The sequence below is a fragment of the Cupriavidus necator genome, assembly GCF_016127575.1.
GTDB classification, from domain to species: domain Bacteria; phylum Pseudomonadota; class Gammaproteobacteria; order Burkholderiales; family Burkholderiaceae; genus Cupriavidus; species Cupriavidus necator_D.
In genome coordinates this window covers 3,011,810-3,037,142 of sequence record NZ_CP066018.1, presented here as the reverse complement: position 1 = coordinate 3,037,142, position 25,333 = coordinate 3,011,810, and the positions used below count along the sequence as shown (strand labels likewise).

Below are 25,333 nucleotides of genomic sequence, written 5' to 3'. Positions count from 1 at the left end.
GGCCCCGATCGGTGAGACAGGGCCGTCCACAATGCAATCGGGCGGAGGTTTCGCCACCGCCCGATTGTCACATCAGCTTGCTGGCTATGCCGGCTTACTCGCGGGCAGTCTTCTGGAAGCGCTCCAGCAGATCATTGCCGCGGGCCACGGCCGAGTCCAGCGCCGCCTTGGGCTCCTTCTTGCCGGCCCAGACGGCTTCCAGTTCCTCGTCCACCACGGTGCGGATCTGCACCATGTTGCCCAGGCGCACGCCGCGCGACTTGTCGGTGGTCTTGACCACCATCTGCTGCACCGACACATCGGCACCCGGGTTCTTGTCGTAGTAGCCCGATTTCTTCGTCATCTCGTAGGCGGCCATCGTCACCGGCAGGTAGCCGGTGGCCTGGTGCCAGTCAGACTGGATCTCGGGGCGCGACAGGAAATTGAAGAACTTGGCCACGCCCTTGTACTCGTCGGGCTTCTTGCCGCCCATCACCCACAGCGAAGCGCCGCCGATGATGGTGTTCTGCGGGGCACCCTGCACCTCCGGGTAATACGGCAGCTGTGCCACCGCGAACGCGAACTTGGCATTCTTGCGGATATTGGCCAGCGATGCCGACGAGCCGGTGAACATCGCGCACTCGCCGTTGTAGAACTTGGCCTGCGACTCAGCCTTGCGCCCGCCGTAGCTGAAATAGCCCTTCTTCACCATGTCCTGCAGGTTGGTGATGTGCTTGACGTGCAGCGGGCTGTTGAAGAGCAGGCGCGTGTCGGTGCCGCCGAAGCCGTTGTTCTTGGTCGCGTACAGCGTGTTGTGCCAGGCCGAGAAGCTCTCCAGGTGGACCCAGCCCTGCCAGTCGGTGGTGTAGGCGCAGTTGGTGCCCGAGGCCTTGAGCTTGGCCGAGTACTGCATCACCTCGGGCCAGGTCTTGGGCGGCTTTTCCGGATCCAGGCCGGCCTTCTTGAAGGCGTCCTTGTTGTAGTAGAACACCGTGGTCGAGCTGTTGAACGGGAACGACAGCATCTCGCCCTTGGACGAGGTGTAGTAGCCCGCCACCGCCGGGATATAGGCCTTCTGGTCGAACTTCTCGCCGGCGTCCTTCATCACCGCCGATACCGGCTTGATCGCGCCCTTGGCGCTCATCATGGTGGCGGTGCCCACTTCAAACACCTGCAGGATGGCGGGCGAGCCACCGGCGCGGAAGGCCGCAATGCCCGCAGCCATGGTTTCGTCGTAGTTGCCCTTGTTGACCGGCACCACCTTGTATTCGGACTGGCTGGCGTTGAACTTGTTGGCGATCTCGTTCACCTTGTCGTTCAGGGCGCCCTGCATGGCGTGCCACCACTGGATTTCAACGGCGGCGTGGGCGCTGCCGGCCCCGGTCAGGGCTGCCAGCGCTGCGAGTTTGAGCACGGTACGGGATAAGGACATCGGTGGCTCTCCTTTGGTCTGTCTGTTCCGGTCGGTCGAAAATCCGACAGTATGTGATTTTTTTGTGACAGCGGCATGTTACGCCTGTCGCACCTGAGCTAGCAAATCAGCAGATTCACCAGTATGGCCAGTACGATGCCTTTTGCAGTGCAATAAGGGAAATTGCCGCCAGATCCGCGGTTACAATGGCCCGCCATGCAATCCCTGAACAAGCTCTCTAATTCCGTGCTGCAGCGCGTGCGCGGCGTGCTGACCGACATCGACGGCACCCTGACCACCGACGGGCGGCTGCCGGCCTCGACCTACCTGGCGCTCGACGGGCTGCGCCGCGCGGGCCTGCACGTGATCCCGGTCACCGGGCGCTGCATCGCCTGGGCCGAGATCCTGACCCGGCTGTGGCCGGTCGACGCCATCATCGGCGAGAACGGTGCGTTCTACTCGCACTTGCACAACGGCCGCCTGCAGACCCGCTTCCTGGACGATGCCGCCACGCGCGCGCGCAACCTGGAGCGCATCGAAGCGCTGGGCCAGCGCATCGTGCGCGAAGTGCCGGGCTGCGCGCTGGCCTCGGACCAGGCCTGGCATGCCGCCGACCTGGCCATCGACCATGCCGAGGACGTCGCGCCGTTGCCTGCAGACGCCGTGGCCCGCATCGCCGCCATCATGCGCGAGGCCGGCATGACCGCCACGGTCAGCTCGATCCATGTCAACGGCTGGTTCGGCCTGCACGACAAGCTGTCGATGAGCAGGCTGTGCGTGGCCGAACTGCTGGGCGAAGACGTGGACGCGCGCCGCGACGAATGGCTGTTTATCGGCGATTCGGCCAACGATGCCAGCATGTTCGCCCACTTTCCGCTGTCGGTTGGCGTGGCCAATGTGCGCGACATCCTGCCGCAGCTGCCGGTGCCGCCGGCCTATATCACCGCAGCGGCCGGTGGCGAGGGCTTTGCCGAGATGGCGCAGCGGCTGGTCGAAGCGCGCGGCTGAATACCTCACGCAAAACAAGAAAACCGGCCGGGAAAGTCCCGGCCGGTTTTTCTGGTCACCCGCCCTGCCCTGGCTCAGTCGAACCCAAGCTCCTGCAGCTTGCGCGTGATGGTATTGCGCCCGATCCCGAGCCGGGTCGCCGCCTCGACGCGGCGCCCGCGCGTGACACCCAGCGCGGCCTCCAGCACGGCCTTCTCGAAGCGGCGCGTCAGCACATCCATGACCTCCGGCTGGCCGGCTTCGAGCATTGCCCGTGCTTCGCCGGCGAGCAGGCTTTCCCAGCCGGCCGAGGCCAGGGCCGGGACCACCGTCGCCACGGACGCGGGCCGGACTGCGGTGGCCGTGTCGGCCTCTGCCACCGTCGTCGCGTAGCCGCCGTAGTCGGCCAGGTCAGGCGCGCTTTCATACTCGGGCGCGCGCGCTTCGGCAACGCGCTCGGGCCGCGGCGCATTGACCGGCTCGCTGGTGCCGGCTTCCAGCATCTCGCGCGGCAGGTCCTTGACCTCGATGGTCTGGGCCGGCGCCATCACGGTCAGCCAGTTGCACAGGTTCTCCAGCTGGCGCACGTTGCCGGGGAATGGCAGCGTGCTGACATAGGCCAGCGCTTCGTCGGACATGCGCTTGGGCTCGACGCCCAGTTCCTTGGCGCTCTTCTGCAGGAAATGACGCGCCAGCAGCGTGATGTCCTCCGGGCGTTCGCGCAGCGGCGGCAGGCGCAACCGGATCACGTTCAGGCGGTGGAACAAGTCCTCGCGGAACAGCCCTTCCTTGACGCGCAGCTCCAGGTTCTGGTGGGTGGCGGCAATCACGCGCACATTGGCGCGCAAGGGGTTGTGGCCGCCGACACGATAGAAGTTGCCATCGGACAGCACGCGCAGCAGGCGCGTCTGCAGGTCGAACGGCATATCGCCGATTTCGTCGAGGAACAGCGTGCCGCCCTCGGCCTGCTCGAAGCGGCCGCGCCGCATGGTCTGCGCACCGGTGAAGGCGCCGCGCTCATGGCCGAACAGTTCGGATTCGAGCAGGTCCTTGGGGATGGCCGCGGTATTGAGCGCGATAAAGGGACCGTTGGCACGCGGGCTGTGCTTGTGCAGCGCGCGTGCGACCAGCTCCTTGCCGGTGCCAGACTCGCCGGTGATCATCACCGTCACGTTGGACTGCGAGAGCCGGCCGATGGCGCGGAACACGTCCTGCATCGCCGGCGCCTGGCCGAGGATCTCGGGCGCATCGACGAGGCGGTCGTCCAGTTCTTCCTCGCGCAGGCTTTCTTCCAGCGCGCGGCGGATCAGCTCAACCGCCTTGTCGACATCGAAGGGCTTGGCCAGGTATTCGAAGGCACCGCCCTGGAACGCGGCCACGGCGCTGTCCAGGTCAGAGTAGGCCGTCATCACGATGACCGGCAGGCCCGGATGCCGCGCCTTGATGGCCTGCAGCAGGTCCAGGCCCGATCCGCCGGGCATGCGGATATCCGATATCAGCACCTGGGGCTGGTCTTCTTCCAGCGCGGCCAGCGCATCCCGCACATTGGTGAAGCTGCGCGAGAGCAGGCTTTCACGGGCCAGGGCCTTTTCCAGGACCCAGCGGATTGATTGATCGTCGTCGACTATCCAGATCGGCTTCATGTGCGTCGCTTGTCTGCTCGGTGTCATTTGGTCTTCCGCATGCCCGGCCACGGCGGATGCACCATCGCTCGCGGACGGCAGCAAAAGCTAGTGCAGCGGCAGCAGGATGCGGAAGTCGGTACAGCCCGGCCTGCTCTCGCATTCGATCAAGCCCTCGTGCTGCTGCACGAAGGTTTGAGCGAGTGTGAGACCGAGTCCGCTGCCGCCATCCCTGCCCGATACCAGCGGATAGAAGATGCGTTCGCGGATGTCTTCGGAAATTCCCGGGCCGTTGTCGATGACATGCAAGTCCAATGCCAGCTTGAACAAGCGCTTGGCAATCGTGACCTGGCGCGCCACGCGCGTGCGCAGCACGATCTGTGCATCGCCGCGCGCCATGCGGTCGGCCAGCGCCTGCGCGGCGTTGTGCACGATGTTGAGCACGGCCTGGATCAGTTGCTCCATGTCGCCCTGCAGCTCGGGCAGGCTGGCGTCGTAGTCGCGCACGATCTCCAGCCCGTTGGGGAACTCCGCCAGCACCACCGAGCGCACGCGCTCCAGCACTTCGTGGATATTCAGGCTGGACACGATATGCGGATGCCGGTGCGGCTCCAGCAGCCGGTCCACCAGCGTCTGCAGCCGGTCCGATTCCTTGATGATGACCTGCGTGTATTCGCGCAGCGAGCGCTCCGGCAGCTCGAACTCCAGCAGCTGCGCCGCGCCGCGAATGCCGCCCAGCGGGTTCTTGATTTCGTGGGCCAGGTTGCGGATCAGTTCCTTGTTGGCCGAGGTCAGGTCCAGGATGCGTTCTTCGCGTTCGCTGCGCACCTTCTGTTCATTGGGCAGGATTTCCACCACCACGGTGTCGCCGACCGCTTCCAGCGCGGAGATCACCACGTGCACATGGGCCGGCTCCTGCAGCGGCGGGTGCAGGATCAGGTCCTGCCGGCGCACGTCGAACTGCCGCGTGACCACGGTGTCGATCATGCTGTGCAGCTCATCGGAACGCCCGAACAGGTCAGGCAGCGTCAGCTCCACCATGCCCTTGCGCGACACGCCGAAGGTGGCTTCAGCGGCCGGGTTCGCAAAGACGACGCGCAGCCCCGGCTGCTGCACCAGCAGCACCGGGTTGGCCACTACGTCCAGGCCGGCATGGAACGCCACGGCGCCCATGGTCAGCACCTGGGCGCTGCCTTCGGCCGGCGCCGCATCAGCCGCCGGCGATTCGCCACGGGCGCCGTCGGCACCGCTGGCCTTGCGCGACACTCCGCGAATCAGGCGACGCATAAGACTAGTCCTTCAAATTGCCAAGCTCGCGCCGCAGCGACGCCGCATTGGCCTCGCTGCGGGCGATGTCGTCGCGCAGCGCTGCCGTGCGATCGAGGTATTTCTGATAGTTGCGCTCATTGCCCTGGCGCTCCGGCTGGCCGTTGTTGTACTCGGCACGCAGCGCCTGCAGCTTGGCCTCTTCGGCCTGCAGCTCCTGCGAGAGCACCGCGCGGCGCTCACCGTCGCGGCTCTTCTGCGTGGCACTGTCCACGCGCGGGAAGCTGGTGCCGCCAGCCGCCGCGCCGGCGGTGCTGCCAGCGCCCTTGGCCGGCGCAGCGGTACGCCCGCCCGGGACCGTCACCACCTCCGGCAGGTTCAGCTTCTTGCAGCCCTTGCCCGCGTTGCCATTGCGATACTCGGGCACGCCATTGGGCCCGGTGCAGACATAGACGTCCGAGGACTGCGCGGAAGACTGCCCGGCCCACGCGCCCAGCGTCAGCGCCACAGCACTCACCAGAACAGGGAATCCGAGACGAAATTGGTGCAGAGATCGGGGCAAGGTCAGGGTCCGGCGGGCCGTGCGTGAAGAGGCGTCCATGAACATGGCGTTAGGCTTGAACGGGATGGAACACGATTCCCCATTCTAGCGAGCAAAGCAAAAAGGGACAGCCGAAGCCGCCCCTTTCTGGTGCAACTGTTGCCCGGCCACAACCTGCGTCATTCCCGGGCAAAGGCCGCTTACAGCGAGTAGTACATTTCGAACTCGACCGGGTGCGTGGTCATGCGGAAACGCGTGACTTCTTCCATCTTCAGTTCGATGTAGGCATCGATCATCGAGTTCGAGAACACGCCGCCGCGGGTCAGGAACTCGCGGTCGTTGTCCAGGTACTCCAGCGCCTGGTCCAGGCTCGAGCACACGGTCGGGATCTTTGCATCCTCTTCCGGCGGCAGGTCGTACAGGTTCTTGTCGGCAGCTTCGCCCGGGTGGATCTTGTTCATCACGCCATCCAGGCCGGCCATCAGCAGCGCCGAGAAGCCCAGGTACGGGTTCATCAGCGGATCCGGGAAGCGGGTCTCGATGCGGCGGCCCTTCGGGTTGGCCACATACGGGATGCGGATCGAAGCCGAGCGGTTGCGGGCCGAGTAGGCCAGCTTCACCGGAGCTTCGAAGCCCGGCACCAGGCGCTTGTACGAGTTCGTGCCCGGGTTGGTGATGGCATTCAGGGCACGGGCGTGCTTGATGATGCCGCCGATGTAGTACAGCGCGAATTCCGACAGGCCGGCGTAGCCGTTGCCCGCGAACAGGTTCTGGCCGTCCTTCCACACGGACTGGTGCACGTGCATGCCCGAACCGTTGTCGCCAACGATCGGCTTCGGCATGAAGGTGGCGGTCTTGCCGTAGGTGTGGGCGACGTTCTGGATCACGTACTTCTGCATCTGGGTCCAGTCGGCGCGCTGCACCAGCGTGCTGAAGCGGGTGCCGATTTCGTTCTGGCCCTGGCCAGCCACTTCGTGGTGGTGGACTTCAACGGGGATGCCCAGCGATTCCAGGATCAGGCACATTTCCGAACGCATGTCCTGGAAGGTGTCGATCGGGGCGACCGGGAAGTAGCCGCCCTTCTTGCCCGGACGGTGGCCGCTGTTGCCGTGCTCGAATTCCTTGGCCGACGACCACGGGGCTTCTTCGGAATGGATCTTCACGAAGCAGCCTTGCATGTCGACGTTCCAGGTCACGCCGTCGAAGATGAAGAACTCGGGCTCCGGACCAAAGAAAGCGGTGTCGCCCAGGCCGGTGCTCTTCAGGTAGGCTTCGGCGCGCTTGGCGATGGAACGCGGGTCGCGGTCATAGCCCTTGCCGTCCGACGGCTCGACCACGTCGCAGGACAGCACCAGCGTCGGCTCTTCGTAGAACGGGTCGATGTGGGCGGTGTTCGAATCCGGCATCAGCAGCATGTCTGAAGCTTCGATACCCTTCCAGCCGGCGATCGACGAACCGTCGAAGGCGTGGCCGCTTTCGAACTTGTCTTCATCGAAGTGCGACACGGGCACGGACACGTGTTGCTCCTTGCCTTTGGTATCGGTGAAACGGAAATCGACGAACTTGACGTCGTTTTCCTTCACCAGCTTCATCACGTCTGCAACGCTGTGGGCCATGCCAATCTCCTGGATATTCGGCGGAAGTCTGAGAAAGCCAATTCTTGGGCCTGTCGTCACCGGCGCCGATGCATGCTCTGCCGCGCCGTCCCGACCAGCCACGAAAGGACGAAGAATGTTAGCAGAAAGCGTGCCATGCGAACGCCCCACCGCCACCGGCAGCCCGAAAAAAGTGCAACGTCGGCGAACCGCGCACCGCGGCGGCGTAAGCGAAGCAGCGGCTCGGCTGCCGAGTGGCGCACCGGTTACACGCATTTCGGCGTAGCGCCCCCTAATAAAACACCACAATGGTGCATTCAGCAAGGCGTCGCACTTGAACAGTGCGGATGCACCAAAAGGAGTCACCCGACGCCCCAACAGCAGTCAATGAGGCTTCGAATCGGCCCGGCGCTATAGAATAGTGCGTTGCGGCTTTGCCGCCTCCAATTCCATTCCTCAAATTTGTCACGCAGATGACCACCCGAGACGATCTCCTCCAGGCCGCCCGCCAGCGCCAGCAACAGAACCAGCTCCCGTATTTTGGCGCGCTGTCGCCGCAGGAAGCCTTTGCGCTGCTGCAGAACGATCCTTCCGCCGTGCTGGTCGACGTGCGCACCCAGGCCGAACTGGACTGGGTCGGCGGCGTTGACGTGCCGGATGCGCAGTTCGCCCATGTCGAATGGATGTCCTATCCGGGCGGTGCGCAGAATGCCCGCTTTGTCGAAGAGCTGAGGGCACGCGTTCCGGCCGACGTGCCGGTGCTGTTCCTGTGCCGCAGCGCGGCGCGCTCCAAGCACGCCGCGCGCGTGGCCACCGAAGCCGGCTACCACTTCGCCATGGACGTGCTGGAAGGCTTCGAGGGCAACCGCGACGACCACCACCACCGCAAGACTGTTGAAGGCTGGTGCGTGCGCGGACTGCCGTGGCACGGCGCCTGATCGCGGTCGGGCCAGAATGAGAGAAGGGGCAGCCAAGGCTGCCCCTTCTTCTTGCGACCCGTGCCGCCTTAAGCCTGCGCCGCTTCGCGCGGCGGCTGCTCCACGATCTCGAACCCCATCGCCTGCACGCCTGCGAGCAGCATCGCATAGGCCGGTGCCAGCAGATCGGCCGGGCCCTTGACCCCCAGGTCGATATGGCGGCGCGCGAAGCGGTCGCCGCGCTGCACGTCGCCGACCGAGGGCAGGCTGAACACGCGGATGCCCGGATGCGCCGCTTCGACCTTCTCCATCAGCGGCGTCAGCGTGGACTCCGGCGCCTCGAACACGTAGAAGGCCCGCTCCTGCTGCTGCACCTGGTGGAACAGGTGCGCATAGTCGTGGTCCAGCACCCATTCCATCATCGGCCATGCCATCACCGGGAATCCCGGCATGAAGTGGTGGTGACCGACCGAAAAGCCCGGGATGCGGTTGTAGCTGTTGGGAATGATGCGCGCGCCCTTGGGGAACTCGCCCATTTTGAAGCGGTGCTGGTTTTCCGGCTGATTCAGGTCGGCCTTGACCGGGTCGCCGCCCGCGGTCTCGGCAATGCGCAGCGCAATCAGTTCGCGCGCCTCGGGATGCAGCACCAGCGGCACGCCCAGCGCGGCGGCCACGCACTGGCGGGTGTGATCGTCCGGCGTGGCGCCGATGCCGCCGGTGCAGAACACCACGTCCGGGCCGGCCAGCGTGCGCCGCAGCGTGGCGGTGATGCGGGCTCGGTCATCGCCGACGTATTCGGCCCAGTCCAGCGCCAGCCCGCGCGCGCCCAGCAGTTCGATGGTGCGGCGCAGATGCTTGTCTTCACGCCGCCCCGACAGGATCTCGTCGCCAATGACGATCAGGCCAAAACCCATATTGCCCTCGCTTCAGGAATTTTCGATGCGGCGCACGTCGCTCGGCGCCAGGTCGATGACGTCGCCGTCAAGCGCCGGCTGGTCCGGCTGATGCGCCGGCGGCTGGGCCGGCACCGCCGCGCGCTCGGCCCGCAGCTGCGCCAGCGCGCGCAGGCAGAAGTGGCCGAACCACAGCGCCGAGAAGATAAAGATCAGCACATACAGCCACAGCGTGCCGGCCAGCACGAACGGAAACAGGAAGATCACCGCCGCCGACGACACCCACAGCAGCGTCGGCGCCGAGCCCAGCAGCCCCACCGCCACCCCGATCACCAGCAGCGGCGTGCGGTGGCGGCGCACCAGCGTCTTGCGCTCTTCGGCGCTGGCGTGGTCGGCGAGCGCGTCATACGTCATCACGCGGTAGGTCAGCCAGCCCCACAGCACCGGCGGGATCAGCGCAAAGAACGGCGGGATCAGCCACAGCGGCAGCGTCACCAGCACCAGCACCAGGAACACCAGCGTGCTGCCCAGCGACTGGAACACGCTGCCCAGGATGCTGCCGCCATGGGCCTTGGCCAGGTCCGGGTAGCTGCGCTCCAGGTGGCGCACCACCGCCGGCACCGAGAACACGCCGATAAACATCAGCATCGAGGCAATCACCAGCGGGATTGCCAGTGCCGCCACGAACAGCGGCGCCACGATGGTGCGCATCGATTGCAGGCCGAACCAGTCGAGCGCGCTGTAGATCCAGCTGGTCAGGATGGAGGTCTCCAGGAAGCTGCGCGTGGCGCCCATGATGGGGTCCCAGCCCCACCAGAGCAGACCGCCCCACAGCAGCGTGGCCAGGACGAAAGGCAGCACGGTCAGCATCAGCATGCGGGGATGCAGCTGGCTGACCAGCGCGCGGCCAAACGAGCGGAAGATATCGTTCATGCAGTCGAAGGCAGACAGGAGGAAAGGCGCCGGGCGCGGCAGAAGTCCGACTGGGCCGGACCGGCGGCAACCCGGAACACTAGCATACGCCGCTTGCCGCCGCGGCGCGCCGTGTTGCGCCGCGGGTGGAGGACTACCTCCAGACCCGCCGTTTCAGCGCAGCCGCAGCAGCCGCTTGATGCCGTACCACTGGTGCGCCAGGAAGCCCGCGCCGTAGTCGTGGCCCTTGCCCAGCGGCGGCGGCAGCTGGTCGCGGATGCCGGTCGGGTGGTAGGTCTCGGTGAAGACCGCGGTGCCGAGCAGCATGTCCCACCACGGGAAGATCACGCCGTAGTTGCAGCCGCCCAGCTTGGCCGGTGCGCCGTCGGCCTCATGGCCGATGCCCACGGCGTGGTGGGTGCGATGAAAGCGCGGCGAGATCAGCAGCCGCTCGCCGATGGCGCCGAAGTGCAGTCGCACGTTGGCATGCTGCAGGCTCTGCAGCAACTGCGACAACGCCACCAGCAGCACGTACTGCGACGGCTCCACGCCCACGCCCAGCGCCACCAGCGCGAACACCAGATCGCGCAGCATGTCGTCCAGCAGGTGGTTGCGGTTGTCGCTCCACAGCGTCATCTGGCGCTGGCTGTGGTGCACCGCATGCAGATGCCACCACCAGCGGAACGAATGCGACAGCCGGTGGTACCAGTAGTCGAGGAAGTCGAACAGCAGCAGGTAGACAAAGAAGCTGACCAGCGGCACCGAGGTCACGCCCGGCCACCAGTCTTCCACATTGATGCGGTGCCAGCCCATCAGCCGCAGGTCGCCTTCCAGGGCGTCGGTCAGCGGCGCGAGCAGGAAGAACATGGCCAGCCGGAACAGCCCGAGCCGGTGGATCACCGTGTAGAAGATATCGGTGCGGATGCCGGCGCGGTCGGATACCGGCTCGACCGGGCGCCATTTCTCCAGCGGCCCCAGGATCAATGCCATCACCACGATCTGCACCAGGCCCACCAGCAGCCACTCGGTGCCGGTGAAGGCTTCCTCGGCATAGCGGCCAAACCCGAGGTCGTAGACCACGGGCAGCACCACGTCCTGGAACAGCGTGCCCTCGACCTGGCCGATCCAGCCGTTCAGCGTCTCCCACATCAGCGCCTGCCCTCCTTTTGCCCGACTGGCTGCGGCCTGGCGATCCAGTCGCGGTAGGCCGGGTGCTCGCGCAGCGTCGCGAAACAGAATCCCTTGCGCTCAAGGCCGGCGAGCAGCGGCTCCAGCACGCCGGGCGCCCACGGATCCTTGCGCGACCAGATGCCCAGGTGCGCCATGGTGATATCGCCGTCGCGCAGGTTGGCCAGCGCGCGTTCCAGCAGCGCCGCGTTGGGATAGCGGTCGGACGACAGCTCGTCGCCCAGGAACCCGGCCGGCGCCCAGCCGACGTGGCGGAAGCCGCACTGCTCGGCCCATTGCACCGTCTGCGGGGCGGTGCGCCCGCCCGGGGCGCGCCACAGCGGCACCATGGCGGCGCCGGTCATGCCGTGGAAGGCGTCGGCGCTGCGCCGCAGCTCCTGGCAGAATCCGGCCGCGTCCATGACCATGTCCTTGCCCGCCTGCGTGCCGAACTGCGGCCTCATGGTCACATGCCCGGCGTGCACGCTGCGCAGGTAGACATGGTCGAAGGTATGCGTGCCAAAGGCGTGGCCGTCGGCCACCAGTGACTTCCAGTACGGCGCCCAGGATGGGTCCAGCGAACTGTCCTGGCGCACGGTCGGCTCATTGGCCAGGAAGAAGGTGGCGCGGATATGGTGGCGGCGCAGCGTATCGGCGATCAACTGCGCCTGGCTCATGCTGCCGGTGTCGAAGGTCAGGTAAAGCGTGCCGGCCGGGCACGCCTTGGCGCCAGGCTTGGGCACGTCAGCCGCCTGCAGCGCCGACGGCAGGACGCAGGCAAGCGCCAGCGCAGCCAGCAGCCTGCCCAGCCGTCCGGATCGCGATGCCCTGGTATCGTCCATGGTCCCTGCCCTGCCCGGTCAATACAGCGGCGCGCGAGTGCGGAAATAGATGCCGTGCGGCGAGCGCCCGACGCGCACGGTCTTGACCAGCTTGCGGCTGGCCACGTCGACCAGGCCGACCGAGCGCGCCCAGCGGAAGGTGACCCACAGCGTCTTGCCGTCGGCGGTCAGCTCCATGTCGTCCGGGCCCGGCGGCAGGCCGGTGATGTCGCCGACCTTGGCCAGCGTCTGCTGGTCGATGATGCTGATGCTGCTCGTGACCCGGTTGCTGAGGAACAGGTGGCGCTTGTCGCCGACCGCGCGGAAGTTGTGCGCGCCCTTGCCGGTCTGGATCTGCTTGACCACCGTGCGCGTGCGCCAGTCGATCACGGCCACGTAATCAGCCCCGGTCATGCCGACCAGCAGGTATTTCTGGTCCGGCGTGACCCAGATGCCCGCCGGCGCCGAGCCGGTTTCCATGCGCCACATCACGTTCTGCGTGACCAGGTCGATGGCTGCCACCTCATTGGAGTCCTGCAGCGTGATGAAGGCGATGCGGCTGTCGGCGGTAAAGGCGATATGGCTGGGGGTCTTGGCCAGCGGGAACTGTTTGGCCAGCTTCAGCGCCTTGCCGTCCCAGCGGTAGAGGTCGACACGGTCGAGCCGGTTGCCGGTGGCGACAAACCACTTCTGGTCCGGCGAGAAGCCGATCTGGTACGGGTCGTCGACATTGGGCACGCGCTGCTGGACCTTGCCCGAGACCGGGTCCAGGAACACCAGGTCGTTGCCGACCGCGTTGGCAACGATCAGCGACTTGTCGTCCGGCGTTGCGATCAGGTGGTGCGGTTCCTTGCCGATCGGGAAGGTCTCCAGCACCTTCTGGGTATTCTTGTCGATTAGCGTGACGGTTGCATCACCTGAATTCAGGATCACCACCACTTCCGCCGATGCCGGTGCGGCCAGCAGGCCCAGCGCCAGGGCGCCCACCGTGAAACCACCAGCTACAACACGACGCAATGCGAACCGCAGCGCAAACATAAGACCCGCCAGAAGAAGACTGAACCGGCGATTCTAACGGTTGAGCACGAAAATCCGCTGACGCCGCGGCCGAACTCGATCAAGATTTTGGCAGATTGTTGCGCCGGAGCGACCATTTGCGGTTCGCCCCGGCATTGCGCCCCGCGCCGGCGCTCAGCGCTGCATCGATTCCCACACTTTCTGCAGCCGCTTGACCGACATCGGCACCGGTGTGCGCAGCTCCTGGGCGAACAGCGCGATGCGCAGCTCCTCCAGCATCCAGCGGAATTCCTCCAGCCGCGCGTCCTCGCCGCCGCGGCCCTGAGTGCGCAGCTGCTTTTCGGCCCGCTGCCACTGCTGCACCAGCGGCGCCATCTCCTGCGTGCGCTGGGTGTCGCGCGCCGGGTCGCCCTTGAGCTTGTCCACCCGCATGGCGATGCCCTTCAGGTAGCGCGGGAAATGGACCAGTTGCGTGTATGGGGTCTCGTCGACAAAGCGCTTGCCCATCAGCCGCCCGAGCTGCGCTTCCATGTCCGCATGGGGCCCGGCGAACGGCTTGGCCTGCAGCAGCTTGCGCGGCAGTCCGGCGTACTCGGCCAGGATGGTCCCCACCAGCCGCGCGATCTCCTGCGCCAGCAGCGACAGCCGGGTGCGGCCCTCATCCTTGCGTGCATTGAACTCGGCCTCGTTGCGCGGCAGCGGCGCCTGCATGCAGGCACGCTCCAGCGCCAGCATCACGACCTGTTCGCGCAGCATCTCCTGCGTGCCCAGCGTCATGTACTGCATCGCCATCTGCTGCAGGCCCGGGATGTTCTTCTCGATGAACTTGACCTGCTCGCGCAGCTGCAGCGCAAACAGCCGGCGCAGCCCCAGGTGGTGGACGCGGGCGGCTTCCTGCGGGTCGTCGAAGACTTCCACGTCGCAGTGCGTGCCGCGATCGACCAGCGCGGGGTAGCCGAACAGGGTCTGGCTGCCCTTGCGGATCTCCAGCAGCTCGGGCAGCTCACCGAAGGTCCAGCCGGTCAGTCCCTCGTACTTGCCGGGCTCGGCCGCGGCCAGCGGCGCCGCCTGCTCCGGGGCCTGGGTTGCCGCCTGTGCCGCGGCTTGCGCGGCCACCCGCTGGAACGACTGCTGCGCCTGCCCGCCCAGCTCGGCGCGCAGCTGGGCCAGGTTGCGGCCCATCTCAAGCTGGCGGCCGTGCTCGTCGACCACCTTGAAGTTCATCGTATGGTGCGCGGGCAGCGTTTCCAGCTTGAAGTCGGCGCGCTTGACCATGGTGCCGGTCTGCTCGCGGATATCGGCAATCAGCACGTCCAGCAGCTCGCCCTCGCCAAGCGGCTGGCGCGCGACAAAGGCCGCGGCATATTCCGGCAGCGGCACGCAGTGGCGGCGCAGCTTCTGCGGCAGCGACTTGAGCAGCAGGTGCACCTTCTCCTTGATCATGCCCGGCACCAGCCAGTCGGCACGCTCCTGGCGCACCTGGTTGAGTGCGTACAGCGGCACGGTCAGGGTCACGCCGTCGCGGTGGCTGCCTGGCTCGAAGTGGTAGGTCAGCCCCATGTCCACCCCGGCCACGTTCATGGCCTTGGGGAACAGGTCGGTGGTGATGCCGGCCGCCTCGTGCCGCATCAGCTCGTCGCGGTTCAGGTACAGCAGCTTGCGGTCCTTGCCGCTCTCTGCCTGGTACCACTGCTCGAAGCTGGCCTGCTGGCAGATGTCGGCGGGAATCGCGCGATCGTAGAAGGCGTAGATCAGTTCGTCGTCGACCAGCACGTCCTGGCGGCGCGACTTGTGCTCCAGGTTCTCGATCTCGCGCACCAGGCGCTGGTTGTGCGCGTAGAACGGCAGGCGCGTGTCGAACTCGCCCTCGACCAGCGCACGGCGGATAAAGATCTCGCGCGCTTCCTGCGGGTTCATCGGGCCGTAGTGCACGCGCCGGTGCTGGTAGACCACCAGCCCGTACAGCGTGGCGCGCTCCAGCGCCAGCACCTGGCCCGCCTTCTTTTCCCAGTGCGGATCGCTCCAGCTGACCTTGAGCAGGTGACGGCCCACCTGTTCCAGCCACTCCGGCTCGATGCGCGCCAGCGTGCGCGCGAACAGCCGGCTGGTCTCGACCAGCTCGGCCGCGACGATCCAGCGCCCGACCTTGCGCGCGATCAGCGAGCCCGGCCACAGGTGGAACTTGATGCCGCGCGCGCCCAGGTATTCGCGGCCCTTGCCGTCGCCATCCTCGATGCGGCAGCCGACATTGCCCAGCAGGCCGGTCAGCAGCGCCTTGTGCACCTGCTCATAGGTGGGCTCGCTGTCGTTCAGGCGCCAGCCCTGCTCGGTCACCGTGGTCAGCAGTTGCGAATGCACGTCGCGCCACTCGCGCAGCCGCAGGTGCGACAGGAAGTGGGCGCGGCACTGGTCCTGCAGCTGGCGGTTGGACTTCTTGTGCGCGACCGCGTCCTCGAACCACTTCCACAGCCTGACCCAGCCCAGGAACTCGGACTTCTCGTCCATGAACTTGCGGTGCGCCTGGTCGGCGGCTTCCTGCGCCTCCTGCGGGCGGTCGCGCGGGTCCTGCACCGACAGCGCGCTGGCGATGACCAGCACCTCGCGCAGGCAGTGATGCTCGCGCGCGGCCAGGATCATGCGCGCCACGCGCGGGTCCAGCGGCAGCTTGGCCAGCTGGCGCCCGGTGCCGGTAAGCTGGTTGGCGTCGTCGACCGCGCCCAGTTCCTGCAGCAGCTGGTAGCCGTCGGCAACGGCGCGGCCCAGCGGCGGCTCGATAAACGGGAACGACTCGATCTCGGTCAGCCGCAGCGCCTTCATGCGCAGGATCACCGCGGCCAGCGACGAGCGCAGGATCTCGGGGTCGGTAAAGCGCGGCCGGCCGGCGAAATCGGACTCCTCATACAGCCGGATGCACACGCCGTTGGCAACCCGGCCGCAACGGCCAGCGCGCTGGTTGGCAGCGGCCTGCGAGATCGACTCGACCTGCAGTTGCTCGACCTTGTTGCGGTACGAGTAGCGCTTGACCCGCGCCAGCCCGGTATCGACCACGTAGCGGATGCCCGGCACCGTCAGCGAGGTTTCGGCGACGTTGGTCGCCAGCACGATGCGCCGCGCGTTGGACGGCTTGAACACCCGCTCCTGCTCCTGCACCGACAGCCGCGCAAACAGCGGCAGGATCTCGGTATGCGGCGGGTGGTGCTTGCGCAGCGCCTCGGCGGCTTCGCGGATCTCGCGCTCGCCGGGCAGGAACACCAGCACATCGCCCGGGCCGACGCGGCACACCTCGTCGACCGCCTCGACAATGCCGTCGTACAGGTCGCGCTCGCGCGCCTGCGGGCTGCGCGGCGCGCCCGCGGGCACGTCCTCGGTGATCGGACGGTAGCGCACTTCCACCGGGTACAGGCGGCCGCTGACCTCGATCACCGGCGCCGGCTTGTCGCCCGAGGCGAAATGCTGGGCAAAGCGCTGGGCATCGATGGTGGCCGAGGTGATGATCACCTTCAGGTCCGGGCGCTTCGGCAGGATCTGGCGCAGGTAGCCGATCAGGAAGTCGATGTTCAGGCTGCGCTCGTGCGCCTCATCGATGATCAGCGTGTCGTAGGCGCGCAGCAGCGGATCGTTCTGAGTCTCGGCCAGCAGGATGCCGTCGGTCATCAGCTTGACCGACGCCCCCGACGACATGGTGTCGTTGAAACGCACCTGGTAGCCCACGTGCTCGCCCAGCGGCGTGCCGATCTCCTGCGCAATGCGTTTGGCGGTCGAGGTGGCGGCGATGCGCCGCGGCTGGGTGTGGCCGATCAGCCCCCCACCCTCGCGCCCCGGGCCGCGCCCGATCGACAGGCAGATCTTGGGCAGCTGGGTGGTCTTGCCCGAGCCGGTCTCGCCCGAGACGATCACCACTTGGTTGGCCAGCAGCGCCGCGGCGATCTCGTCGCGGCGGCCGGAGACCGGCAGGGCCTCCGGGAAGGTGATGGGCGGCAGCGGGTTGACCGGCCTTGGCGCACGCGGCGCACGCGCCTCGCGGGGACCGCGTGGCGGGCGCTGCCCGGCTTCACCGGCCGGCCGGGCAGCGGCTGGCTGCGCACGGACGTCCGGCTTCCTGGCCGGGCCTGGGGCCGGCCGGGGCTGGGTTGGGGAGGCTGGCTGAGCGGCACCGGCGCGCTGGCGCGGCGCGGCGGGTGGTTTAGGCTTGACGGGGCGTTGTTCTGACATTGGCCGGGATTATAATCCGCGGGATGAACGCCAGAACCGACGCGCCGCAGACGGCGCCTGCCTCCTCACCCGCCGCCCCCGTGCCGGCGCAGCCGCCCGCGGCTGAATTCCCCGCGCCTGCCCCGACCTCCCCCGTGCCCGCCGCCCCGGCGCCCACGGCGGCCGAGCCCGAGCGCAGCGGCCCCGACCACCAGCAGTTCGTCGACTGGCTGCGCATGGTGGCGCCGTATATCCATGCCTTCCGCGGCAAGACCTTTGTGATCGCCTTCGCCGGAGAACTGGTCAAGTCGGGCGTGCTCAATGCGCTGGTCAACGACGTCGCGCTGCTGCACGCCATGGGCATGCAGATCGTGCTGGTGCACGGCTCGCGCCCGCAGGTGGAAGAACAGCTGGCGCTGCGCCATGTCGAGTCACAGTTCGTCGATGGCGTGCGCGTCACCGACAACGCCGCGCTCGAATGCGCCAAGGAAGCCGCCGGCGAACTGCGCCTGGACATCGAGGCCGCCTTCAGCCAGGGCCTGCCCAATACGCCGATGGCCGGCGCCCAGCTGTCGGTGATCTCCGGCAACTTCGTGACTGCCCGCCCGGTCGGCATCGTCAACGGCACCGACTACCAGCACACCGGCCTGGTGCGCAAGATCGACGCCGAGTCCGTGCGCATGTCGCTGTCGCACGGCAAGGTGGTGCTGCTGTCGCCGCTGGGCTTCTCGCCCACCGGCCAGGCCTTCAACCTGTCGATGGAAGACGTGGCCAGCGCCACCGCCACGGCGCTCAAGGCCGACAAGCTGATCTTCATCACCGAGGTGCCGGGCGTGCCCGATCCGGTCGGCAAGATGATGCAGGAAATGTCCCTGCGCACCGCCGTGGAGCGCCTGCAAAACAACCATCTGCCGCCGGACGTGGCCAACTACCTGCAGCACCTGGTCAAGGCGCTCAAGGGCGGTGTGCCGCGTGCGCACCTGATCCCCTATTCGCTCGACGGTGCGGTGCTGCTGGAACTGTTCCTGCACGACGGCGTCGGCACCATGCTGTCCGACACCGACCTGGAAAGCCTGCGCGAAGCCACGCTCGACGACGTCGGCGGCATCGTCCAGCTGATCGCCCCGCTGGAGCAGGATGGCACGCTGGTGCCGCGCGGACGCCACCTGATCGAGCGCGATATCTCCAACTTCTCGGTGATCGAGCACGACGGCGTGCTGTTCGGCTGCGCGGCGCTCTACGACTACCCGCGCGAGAACATGGGCGAGATGGCCTGCCTGACGGTATCGCAGGAAGCCCAGGGCACCGGCGACGGCGAGCGCCTGCTCAAGCGCATCGAGCGCCGCGCCCGCGCGCTCGGCCTGGAGAAGCTGTTCGTGCTCACCACCCGGACCGAACACTGGTTCCTGAAGCGCGGTTTCGTCCACGCCAACGTCGACGACCTGCCCGAGGACAAGCGCAAGCTCTACAACTGGCAGCGCAAGTCCATGGTGCTGATGAAAAAGCTCTGAAGCCGTAGGGGCAATCGCCGCAGCGCCGCGGCCCGGTGCCCCGCTTGGCTACAATAGCGCCAGCGCCGAAGCTCTAACGAACATACCAAGGAGTCCCCATGGCCCGCATGGTCCAATGCATCAAGCTGAACAAGGAAGCCGAAGGCCTCGACTTCCCGCCGCTGCCCGGCGAACTGGGCAAGAAGATCTGGCAAAGCGTGTCGAAGGAAGCCTGGGCTGGCTGGCTCAAGCACCAGACCATGCTGATCAACGAAAACCGCCTGAACATGGCCGATGCGCGCGCGCGCCAGTACCTGCTCAAGCAGACCGAGAAGTACTTCTTCGGCGAGGGCGCCGACCAGGCGCAGGGCTACGTGCCGCCGCAGTCCTGAACCGGACCGGCCAATGACAAAAGGGGTGCCTCAGGCACCCCTTTTTGCTTGGCAGCGGACGACTTTGCTCAGTAGTCAGTGCGCTGCACGCCGTCGCCGGTGCCCAGCAGCAACACATCCGCGCCGCGCAACGCGAACAGGCCCACCGTGACCACGCCCGGCACCTGGTTGACGGCCTGTTCCAGGCCGCGCGGATCGTCGATCTTCAGGCCGGCCACGTCCAGGATCACATTGCCGTTGTCGGTCTTGTAGATGCCGCCTTCCTTGGTCATGCGCAGACGCGGCTGGCCACCCAGGGCCTGCAGCTTGCGCGCCACCGCTGCACGTGCCATCGGAATCACCTCGACCGGCAGCGGGAAGGTGCCCATGGTCTGGACCAGCTTGCTGCCGTCGGCGATGCAGACAAAGCGCTTCGCGACCGAAGCCACGATCTTCTCGCGCGTGAGCGCCCCGCCGCCGCCCTTGATCATGGCGCCGCTGGCGTCGATCTCGTCGGCGCCGTCGACATACACCGGGATCTCGTCGACTTCGTTCAGGTCCAGCACCTTGAAGCCGTGCTGCTGCAGGCGGCGCGTGGAGGCCTCGGAGCTCGACACCGCACCGGCGAAGCGCTCCTTGAATGCCGCCACGGCGTCAATGAAGAGATTGGCAGTGGAGCCAGTGCCCACCCCGAGCACTGCCCCTTCGGGCACTTCCTGCTTCACGTAGTCGGCGGCAGCTTGCGCGACCAGCGCCTTGAGTTCATCCTGAGTCATGACAACAGCCAGATTGCGTTGGGGGAAACGCGTAGTGTAGCGGATTGCGGCGGCAGGTCACGCGGGCGACGGTACAATGGACCGGACCGGGTGCCGTACGCGCACCCCTGATGCCCGCGAACGATTTTGCAGACGCACAAGCAGACGACCAAGCGACCATGAACCAGCTCGAACAACTCAGGCAGTTCACCACGGTAGTGGCCGATACCGGCGACTTCCAGCTGATGAAGCAGTACACCCCGCAGGACGCGACCACCAATCCGTCGCTGATCCTGAAGGCCGTGCAAAAGCCCGAATACCGGCACCTGCTGGAGAAGGCGGTACAGGACCACCACGGCAACGGCGGCGTCGATGCGGTGATGGACGAAGTGCTGATCGCCTTCGGCTGCGAGATCCTGGCGATCGTGCCAGGCCGCGTCTCGACCGAAGTCGATGCGCGCCTGTCCTTCGACACCGAGGCCAGCGTGGCCAAGGCGCGCCACCTGATCCAGCTGTATGAGCAGCGCGGCATTGCGCGCGAACGCGTGCTGATCAAGATTGCCTCCACCTGGGAAGGCATCCGCGCAGCCGAGATCCTGCAGCGCGACGGCATCCGCTGCAACATGACGCTGCTGTTCTCGCTGGTGCAGGCGGTGGCGTGCGCCGAGGCCGGCGCGCAGCTGATCTCGCCCTTCGTCGGCCGCATCTTCGACTGGTACAAGAAGCAGGCCGGCGAGCAATGGGACGCGGCCGCCAATGGCGGCGACAACGACCCCGGCGTGCGCTCGGTGCGCCAGATCTACGACTACTACAAGAAGTTCGGCTACCCGACCGAGGTGATGGGCGCCAGCTTCCGCAGCACCACGCAGATCCTGTCGCTGGCCGGCTGCGACCTGCTCACCATCAGCCCCGAGCTGCTCGAGCAGCTCGCGGCCGGCCAGGGCCCGGTGGCGCACAAGCTGTCGGTGGACCAGGCCCAGGCCGCCAATATCGCCCGCATCGCGGCCGACGAGCCGGCCTTCCGCTGGCAGTTGAATGAGGATGCGATGGCGACCGAGAAGCTGGCCGAAGGCATCCGCCTGTTTGCGGCGGATGCGGTCAAGCTGGAGAAGCTGATCGGCGAGATTGCGAAGTAAGGATGGTCCGGGCGGCAACGCCCGGATCCAGGCTCAGCCGGCCGAGGGCGCCGGCTGCGGCGGCCACAGCAATGGCAGACATGCCCCCGCCGCGGCGGACAGCACGATATCCGCGGTCTGGTCCAGCGCCGACGGCTGCGGATTGACCACGATCACCGGCGCGCCATGCTCGCGCGCCAGGCCCGGCAGCCCCGCCGCCGGATAGACCAGCCCCGAGGTGCCGACCACCAGGCACAGGTCGCAGTGCTGCGCCGCATGCTCGGCGCGGTAGCGCGCCACGCGCGGCAGGTCCTCGCCGAACCACACCACGCCCGGACGCATCAGCGCGCCGCACAGGTTGCAGCGCGGCGGCATGCCGGGCAGCGCGGTCGCCTCGTTGCAGCGTCCGCACCCGTCCAGCCATTTGTTGGCGAACAGGTTGCCATGCAGTTCGATCACGCCCGCGCTGCCGGCGCGCTGGTGCAGGCCGTCCACGTTCTGCGTGACCAGCGTGAAAGGTCTCTGCGCAGCCAGCGCGACCAGCGCATGGTGCGCCGGGTTGGGATGCACGGCTGCGACCAGCTCGCGCCGATGCAGGTACCACTCCCAGACCAGCGCCGGCTGGCGGCGGTAGGCGTCCTCGCTGGCCAGCTCTTCCGGGTCGAACTGCTGCCACAGCCCGGTCATCGCGTCGCGGAAGGTCGGCACGCCGGATTCGGCGGAAATGCCGGCGCCGGTCAGCACGAAGATATTGCCGGCGGCCGCGATCAGCCGGCGTGCTTCCTCAAGCCCCGGCATGTCAAGGAGACCGTAATCAGCGGCCATGGACTTATCGCGGCAGGCGCCGCTGGCGCACGGCTTCGTACAGGCATACGCCGCTGGCGACCGAGACGTTCAGGCTTTCCACACCGCCCGCCATCGGGATGCCGACCAGCTCGTCGCAGGTCTCGCGCGTCAGGCGGCGCATGCCCTCGCCCTCGGCGCCCATCACGATCGCGGTCGGCCCCTTGAAGTCGATGTCATACAGCGATTTTTCGGTGCCGTCGGCGGTGCCGATGACCCAGATGCCGCGTTCCTGCAGCTCACGCAGGGTGCGGGCCAGGTTGGTGACGGTGATATAGGGCACGGTCTCGGCGGCGCCGCTGGCGACCTTGGCCACGGTGGCATTGAGGCCGACGCTGCGGTCCTTGGGGGCGATCACGGCATGCGCGCCGGCGCCGTCGGCCACGCGCAGGCAGGCACCCAGGTTGTGGGGGTCGGTGACGCCGTCCAGCACCAGCAGCAGCGGCGTGCCTTCGATGCCGTCGAGCAGTTCATCCAGGTTCAGCGCCAGTGCCACGTCTTCGGCACGTGCCACCACGCCCTGGTGGCGGTCGGTGCCGGCCATGCCGCGCAGGCGCTCGGCATCGACCGGATGCAGGCGCACGCCCAGGCTTTCGGCCAGGCGCACGAAGTCCTGCATGCGCCGGTCGCGGCGCGCGGATTCGATATAGACATCGGTCACGCCCTTGGCATCTTGGCGCAGGCGTGCGGTGACGGCGTGAAAGCCGATCAGGAGTTTGTTTTTAGCCATGGCGCGATTGTACTCGCCCTCTCGCCCCCGGCAGCAGGCCGGGGGCGAGAGGCGGCGGCATGGCAGCCCCCGCAAGCTTCAGCGCTTGCGCGGGGTGCGCGGGCTCTTGGCCGGCGTCTTGCCCGCGGGCTTGGCCTGGTGCGACTTGGAGGCCGGCTTGTGCGGCTTCTCCAGGTGCGCGGGCTTGGGCTTGGCCGCGCGCTTGGCCGGCTTGCCGCCGGTCTTCACGTGCGGCCTGAGCGGCGTGATCACGGCCTCGAACACCGGCTGCTCCTCGATCACGCGGTCCAGCGTCTCGTCGAACGACTCTTCCGGCTTGGACGAGCCGCCCAGCAGCGCCGCCAGCTGGCGGCCCTTCTTGCGTGCTGGCACCGCATGGGCGGCGGGCACGCGCGGCTGGGTCTCGGTGCCCCCCGCGCGGGCGCGCAGGGTTTTCGCCGACGGCTCCTGCACCAGGCGGAAGTCGATCTTGCGCGCATCCAGGTCCACGCGCGATACCTGCACGCGCACGCGGTCGGTCAGGCGGTAGCGGATGCCGGTGCGCTCGCCGCGCAGTTCGTTGCGGGCCTCGTCGTACTGGAAGTAGTCGCTGCCCAGCTCGGTCACGTGGACCAGGCCTTCCACGTACAGCTCGTCGAGCTGCACGAAGATGCCGAACGAGGTCACGGCGCTGACGGTGCCGGCGTAGTCGCTGCCCAGCTTGTCGCGCATGAAGTAGCACTTGAGCCAGGCCTCGACATCGCGCGAAGCCTCGTCCGCGCGGCGCTCATTGGCCGAGCAGTGCAGGCCAAGCTCGTCCCAGATGGCCTCGTTGCGCCTGGCGCGCGCCGCGGTCAGTTCTGCCTTCTGCTCGGCGTCCTTGGCCTGCAGCCGGCGCGCCTTGGGCGAGATCGCGGTATTCAGCTCGGTCCCGTGCGCAAACGCCGGCTGGTACTTGGTATGTGCCAGCACCGCCTTGATCGCGCGGTGCACCAGCAGGTCGGGGTAGCGGCGGATCGGGCTGGTGAAGTGCGCGTAGGCCTCGTACGACAGGCCGAAGTGGCCGATATTGTCCGGGCTGTACACCGCCTGCTGCATCGAGCGCAGCAGCATGGTCTGCAGCATCGGCGCGTCGGGACGGGACTTGATCTTGTCCATCACCTCGGCGTAGTCCGATGCCTGCGGCTTGTCGCCGCCGCCCAGCGACAGGCCGGCGGTGCGCAGGAAGTCGCGCAGGTTCTTCAGCTTCTCTTCGCTGGGGCCCGCGTGGATGCGGTACAGCGCCGGGTGCTTGAAGCGTTCGAGGAAGTCGGCCGCGCAGACGTTGGCGGTCAGCATGCACTCCTCGATCAGCCGGTGCGCATCGTTGCGCGTGCGCGGCAGGATCTGCTCGATCTTGCCCTGCGCGTTGCAGACGATATAGGTCTCGGTGGTGTCGAAGTCGATCGCGCCGCGCGCGCGCCGTGCCTTGAGCAGGACCTGGAACAACTCATACAGGTTCTGCAGGTGCGGCACCAGCTCGCCGCGCTTGTGCGCCTCGGGGCCCTTGGTGTTGGACAGCACCGACCAGACCTCGTTGTAGGTCAGGCGCGCGGTCGAATGCATCACGGCCGGGTAGAACTGGTAGCCCTTGAGCTCGCCCTTGGCGGTGATCACGGCATCGCACACCATGCACAGCCGGTCCACGTGCGGATTGAGCGAGCACAGCCCGTTGGACAGCTTCTCCGGCAGCATCGGGATCACGCGGCGCGGGAAGTAGACCGAAGTGGCCCGGTCCAGCGCATCCGCATCCAGCGGGGTGCCGGGGCGCACATAGTGCGACACGTCGGCGATCGCCACGATCAGGCGCCAGCCCTTGGCGCGGCCGATCTTGACCGGCTCGCAATAGACCGCATCGTCGAAGTCGCGTGCGTCTTCGCCGTCGATGGTCACCAGCGGGATGTCGCGCAGGTCGATGCGGTGGTCCAGGTCGGCCTGGCGCACCTCGTCGGGCAGCGCGGAGGCTTCCTGGGCAGCGGCCGGCGAGAACGCATGTGGCACGCCGTACTTGCGCACGGCGATCTCGATCTCCATGCCGGGATCGTCGATTTCGCCCAGCACCTCCACCACGCGGCCCACCGGCTGCACGTAGCGGTCGGGGAATTCGATCAGCTCGACGCTGACCACCTGCCCCACCCGTGCCTTGCCCTGCGCCTTGGGCGGGATCAGGATGTCCTGGCTGATGCGCTTGTCTTCAGGCGCCACCACCAGCACGCCGCCTTCACTGAGCAGACGGCCGATGACAAAACGGTTGGCGCGCTCGATGATCTCGACGATCTGCCCTTCAGGGCGCCCGCGCCGGTCGTAGCCCACCACGCGCACCTGCGCGCGGTCGTTGTGCATGGCCTTCTGCAGCTCGCGCTCGGGCAGGAAGATGTCGTCTTCGCCGTCGTCGCGGATCAGGAAGCCGAAGCCGTCGCGGTGACCTTGCACCCGGCCGGTGACGAAGTTCGGCTGATGGGCAAGCTCATAGCGGCCCTTGCGGTTCAGCTCGATCTGGCCGTCGCGCTCCATGGCCGCCAGGCGCTTCTGGAAACCGTCATGCTCTTTGCGCGTGACGGAGAGGGCCTTGGCAATATCGCCGGCCGACTGGGGGGATCCCGACGTTCTCAGCACGCCCAGGATTTCTTCCCGGCTGGGGATCGGATAGTTGTTCTGATTCAATTTTTTCTGGAAACTATTTGACAAAATT

General features: G+C 67.1%; 20 protein-coding genes. 5 read left to right on the top strand and 15 right to left on the bottom strand.

Annotated features, from left to right (window positions below):
- Nucleotides 1-94: 94 nt before the first annotated feature.
- Entirely contained in the window at nucleotides 95-1,411 is a 1,317-nt protein-coding gene (gene ugpB / locus I6H87_RS14190) for a sn-glycerol-3-phosphate ABC transporter substrate-binding protein UgpB (protein WP_010809459.1), read from the bottom strand.
- A 195-nt stretch (nucleotides 1,412-1,606) separates the two neighbouring features.
- Between ugpB and I6H87_RS14185 the strand changes: the two genes are divergently transcribed.
- A complete protein-coding gene (locus I6H87_RS14185) occupies nucleotides 1,607-2,398 on the top strand; it encodes an HAD-IIB family hydrolase (RefSeq protein ID WP_011615611.1) in 792 nt (263 codons plus the stop codon).
- Nucleotides 2,399-2,472: 74 nt separating this feature from the next.
- Here I6H87_RS14185 and ntrC read toward each other — a convergent pair whose 3' ends face one another.
- From ntrC to I6H87_RS14165, 4 genes are all read right to left on the bottom strand, one after another.
- Complete coding sequence (ntrC, locus tag I6H87_RS14180; protein WP_011615612.1) at nucleotides 2,473-4,020, bottom strand: nitrogen regulation protein NR(I); 1,548 nt, start codon at nucleotides 4,018-4,020, stop codon at nucleotides 2,473-2,475.
- 87 nt (nucleotides 4,021-4,107) lie between these two features.
- Nucleotides 4,108-5,286 carry a nitrogen regulation protein NR(II) gene (gene glnL / locus I6H87_RS14175; protein ID WP_010809456.1) on the bottom strand — a complete coding sequence of 393 codons (1,179 nt, stop codon included), beginning with the start codon at nucleotides 5,284-5,286 and terminating at the stop codon, nucleotides 4,108-4,110.
- 4 nt (nucleotides 5,287-5,290) lie between these two features.
- On the bottom strand, nucleotides 5,291-5,866 hold the full coding sequence (locus tag I6H87_RS14170) for a hypothetical protein (protein ID WP_011615613.1): 576 nt from the start codon (nucleotides 5,864-5,866) through the stop codon (nucleotides 5,291-5,293).
- Nucleotides 5,867-6,006: 140 nt separating this feature from the next.
- Complete coding sequence (locus I6H87_RS14165; RefSeq protein ID WP_010809454.1) at nucleotides 6,007-7,422, bottom strand: 3-hydroxylaminophenol mutase; 1,416 nt, start codon at nucleotides 7,420-7,422, stop codon at nucleotides 6,007-6,009.
- 452 nt (nucleotides 7,423-7,874) lie between these two features.
- Between I6H87_RS14165 and I6H87_RS14160 the strand changes: the two genes are divergently transcribed.
- The gene (locus I6H87_RS14160; RefSeq protein WP_010809453.1) at nucleotides 7,875-8,339 is read left to right on the top strand and encodes a rhodanese-like domain-containing protein; all 465 of its coding nucleotides are present in this window, start codon (nucleotides 7,875-7,877) and stop codon (nucleotides 8,337-8,339) included.
- A 68-nt stretch (nucleotides 8,340-8,407) separates the two neighbouring features.
- Here the strand turns inward: I6H87_RS14160 and I6H87_RS14155 are convergent, their stop codons facing one another.
- The 6 genes from I6H87_RS14155 to hrpA all read right to left on the bottom strand — a co-directional run bounded on the left by I6H87_RS14155 (nucleotide 8,408) and on the right by hrpA (nucleotide 17,340).
- Nucleotides 8,408-9,232, bottom strand: coding sequence for a competence/damage-inducible protein A (locus tag I6H87_RS14155; protein WP_011615614.1), 825 nt, complete (start codon nucleotides 9,230-9,232; stop codon nucleotides 8,408-8,410).
- Between the two features lie 12 nt (nucleotides 9,233-9,244).
- Complete coding sequence (locus I6H87_RS14150) at nucleotides 9,245-10,144, bottom strand: EI24 domain-containing protein (protein WP_010809451.1); 900 nt, start codon at nucleotides 10,142-10,144, stop codon at nucleotides 9,245-9,247.
- A gap of 153 nt (nucleotides 10,145-10,297) precedes the next feature.
- The gene (locus tag I6H87_RS14145) at nucleotides 10,298-11,272 is read right to left on the bottom strand and encodes a sterol desaturase family protein (RefSeq protein ID WP_011615615.1); all 975 of its coding nucleotides are present in this window, start codon (nucleotides 11,270-11,272) and stop codon (nucleotides 10,298-10,300) included.
- Nucleotides 11,272-12,132 (bottom strand): polysaccharide deacetylase family protein, encoded by an 861-nt coding sequence (locus I6H87_RS14140; protein WP_011615616.1) that lies wholly within the window; start codon nucleotides 12,130-12,132, stop codon nucleotides 11,272-11,274. Before I6H87_RS14140 ends, I6H87_RS14145 begins: the two co-directional genes overlap by 1 nt.
- An 18-nt stretch (nucleotides 12,133-12,150) precedes the next feature.
- On the bottom strand, nucleotides 12,151-13,149 hold the full coding sequence (locus I6H87_RS14135; protein WP_011615617.1) for a YVTN family beta-propeller repeat protein: 999 nt from the start codon (nucleotides 13,147-13,149) through the stop codon (nucleotides 12,151-12,153).
- 153 nt (nucleotides 13,150-13,302) lie between these two features.
- Nucleotides 13,303-17,340 carry an ATP-dependent RNA helicase HrpA gene (gene hrpA, locus I6H87_RS14130; RefSeq protein ID WP_011615618.1) on the bottom strand — a complete coding sequence of 1,346 codons (4,038 nt, stop codon included), beginning with the start codon at nucleotides 17,338-17,340 and terminating at the stop codon, nucleotides 13,303-13,305.
- Between the two features lie 23 nt (nucleotides 17,341-17,363).
- Here hrpA and argA point away from each other — a divergent pair, with 23 nt between their 5' ends.
- Together argA and I6H87_RS14120 are read left to right on the top strand one after the other, a co-directional pair.
- Entirely contained in the window at nucleotides 17,364-18,830 is a 1,467-nt protein-coding gene (gene argA / locus I6H87_RS14125; protein WP_010809446.1) for an amino-acid N-acetyltransferase, read from the top strand.
- A gap of 98 nt (nucleotides 18,831-18,928) precedes the next feature.
- Nucleotides 18,929-19,201 (top strand): oxidative damage protection protein, encoded by a 273-nt coding sequence (locus tag I6H87_RS14120; RefSeq protein WP_010809445.1) that lies wholly within the window; start codon nucleotides 18,929-18,931, stop codon nucleotides 19,199-19,201.
- Between the two features lie 68 nt (nucleotides 19,202-19,269).
- Here I6H87_RS14120 and rpiA read toward each other — a convergent pair whose 3' ends face one another.
- Nucleotides 19,270-19,956, bottom strand: coding sequence for a ribose-5-phosphate isomerase RpiA (gene rpiA, locus I6H87_RS14115; RefSeq protein ID WP_011615619.1), 687 nt, complete (start codon nucleotides 19,954-19,956; stop codon nucleotides 19,270-19,272).
- Nucleotides 19,957-20,114: 158 nt separating this feature from the next.
- Between rpiA and tal the strand changes: the two genes are divergently transcribed.
- Complete coding sequence (gene tal / locus I6H87_RS14110; RefSeq protein WP_010809443.1) at nucleotides 20,115-21,071, top strand: transaldolase; 957 nt, start codon at nucleotides 20,115-20,117, stop codon at nucleotides 21,069-21,071.
- A 33-nt stretch (nucleotides 21,072-21,104) separates the two neighbouring features.
- On the opposite strand, the gene I6H87_RS14105 is transcribed toward tal, so the two are convergent.
- The 3 genes from I6H87_RS14105 to rnr form a co-directional block, all read right to left on the bottom strand.
- The gene (locus I6H87_RS14105) at nucleotides 21,105-21,875 is read right to left on the bottom strand and encodes an SIR2 family NAD-dependent protein deacylase (protein ID WP_051398485.1); all 771 of its coding nucleotides are present in this window, start codon (nucleotides 21,873-21,875) and stop codon (nucleotides 21,105-21,107) included.
- Nucleotides 21,876-21,879: 4 nt separating this feature from the next.
- On the bottom strand, nucleotides 21,880-22,623 hold the full coding sequence (gene rlmB / locus I6H87_RS14100; RefSeq protein ID WP_010809441.1) for a 23S rRNA (guanosine(2251)-2'-O)-methyltransferase RlmB: 744 nt from the start codon (nucleotides 22,621-22,623) through the stop codon (nucleotides 21,880-21,882).
- Nucleotides 22,624-22,701: 78 nt separating this feature from the next.
- Nucleotides 22,702-25,305, bottom strand: a complete 2,604-nt coding sequence (gene rnr, locus I6H87_RS14095; protein WP_010809440.1) for a ribonuclease R — start codon at nucleotides 25,303-25,305, stop codon at nucleotides 22,702-22,704.
- Between the last annotated feature and the right edge of the window lie 28 nt (nucleotides 25,306-25,333).

Excerpts from the sequence above, each read along its gene's own strand:
- I6H87_RS14155 (WP_011615614.1), bottom strand. The coding sequence starts at position 9,232 with ATGGGTTTTGGCCTGATCGTCATTGGCGACGAGATCCTGTCGGGGCGG.
- argA (WP_010809446.1), top strand. The coding sequence starts at position 17,364 with ATGAACGCCAGAACCGACGCGCCGCAGACGGCGCCTGCCTCCTCACCC.
- ntrC (WP_011615612.1), bottom strand. The coding sequence starts at position 4,020 with ATGAAGCCGATCTGGATAGTCGACGACGATCAATCAATCCGCTGGGTC.
- ugpB (WP_010809459.1), bottom strand. The coding sequence starts at position 1,411 with ATGTCCTTATCCCGTACCGTGCTCAAACTCGCAGCGCTGGCAGCCCTG.
- I6H87_RS14160 (WP_010809453.1), top strand. The coding sequence starts at position 7,875 with ATGACCACCCGAGACGATCTCCTCCAGGCCGCCCGCCAGCGCCAGCAA.
- hrpA (WP_011615618.1), bottom strand. The coding sequence starts at position 17,340 with ATGTCAGAACAACGCCCCGTCAAGCCTAAACCACCCGCCGCGCCGCGC.
- I6H87_RS14170 (WP_011615613.1), bottom strand. The coding sequence starts at position 5,866 with ATGGACGCCTCTTCACGCACGGCCCGCCGGACCCTGACCTTGCCCCGA.
- I6H87_RS14185 (WP_011615611.1), top strand. The coding sequence starts at position 1,607 with ATGCAATCCCTGAACAAGCTCTCTAATTCCGTGCTGCAGCGCGTGCGC.
- rpiA (WP_011615619.1), bottom strand. The coding sequence starts at position 19,956 with ATGACTCAGGATGAACTCAAGGCGCTGGTCGCGCAAGCTGCCGCCGAC.
- I6H87_RS14135 (WP_011615617.1), bottom strand. The coding sequence starts at position 13,149 with ATGTTTGCGCTGCGGTTCGCATTGCGTCGTGTTGTAGCTGGTGGTTTC.
- I6H87_RS14145 (WP_011615615.1), bottom strand. The coding sequence starts at position 11,272 with ATGTGGGAGACGCTGAACGGCTGGATCGGCCAGGTCGAGGGCACGCTG.
- I6H87_RS14150 (WP_010809451.1), bottom strand. The coding sequence starts at position 10,144 with ATGAACGATATCTTCCGCTCGTTTGGCCGCGCGCTGGTCAGCCAGCTG.
- I6H87_RS14165 (WP_010809454.1), bottom strand. The coding sequence starts at position 7,422 with ATGGCCCACAGCGTTGCAGACGTGATGAAGCTGGTGAAGGAAAACGAC.
- I6H87_RS14120 (WP_010809445.1), top strand. The coding sequence starts at position 18,929 with ATGGCCCGCATGGTCCAATGCATCAAGCTGAACAAGGAAGCCGAAGGC.
- I6H87_RS14140 (WP_011615616.1), bottom strand. The coding sequence starts at position 12,132 with ATGGACGATACCAGGGCATCGCGATCCGGACGGCTGGGCAGGCTGCTG.
- rlmB (WP_010809441.1), bottom strand. The coding sequence starts at position 22,623 with ATGGCTAAAAACAAACTCCTGATCGGCTTTCACGCCGTCACCGCACGC.
- tal (WP_010809443.1), top strand. The coding sequence starts at position 20,115 with ATGAACCAGCTCGAACAACTCAGGCAGTTCACCACGGTAGTGGCCGAT.
- I6H87_RS14105 (WP_051398485.1), bottom strand. The coding sequence starts at position 21,875 with ATGGCCGCTGATTACGGTCTCCTTGACATGCCGGGGCTTGAGGAAGCA.
- glnL (WP_010809456.1), bottom strand. The coding sequence starts at position 5,286 with ATGCGTCGCCTGATTCGCGGAGTGTCGCGCAAGGCCAGCGGTGCCGAC.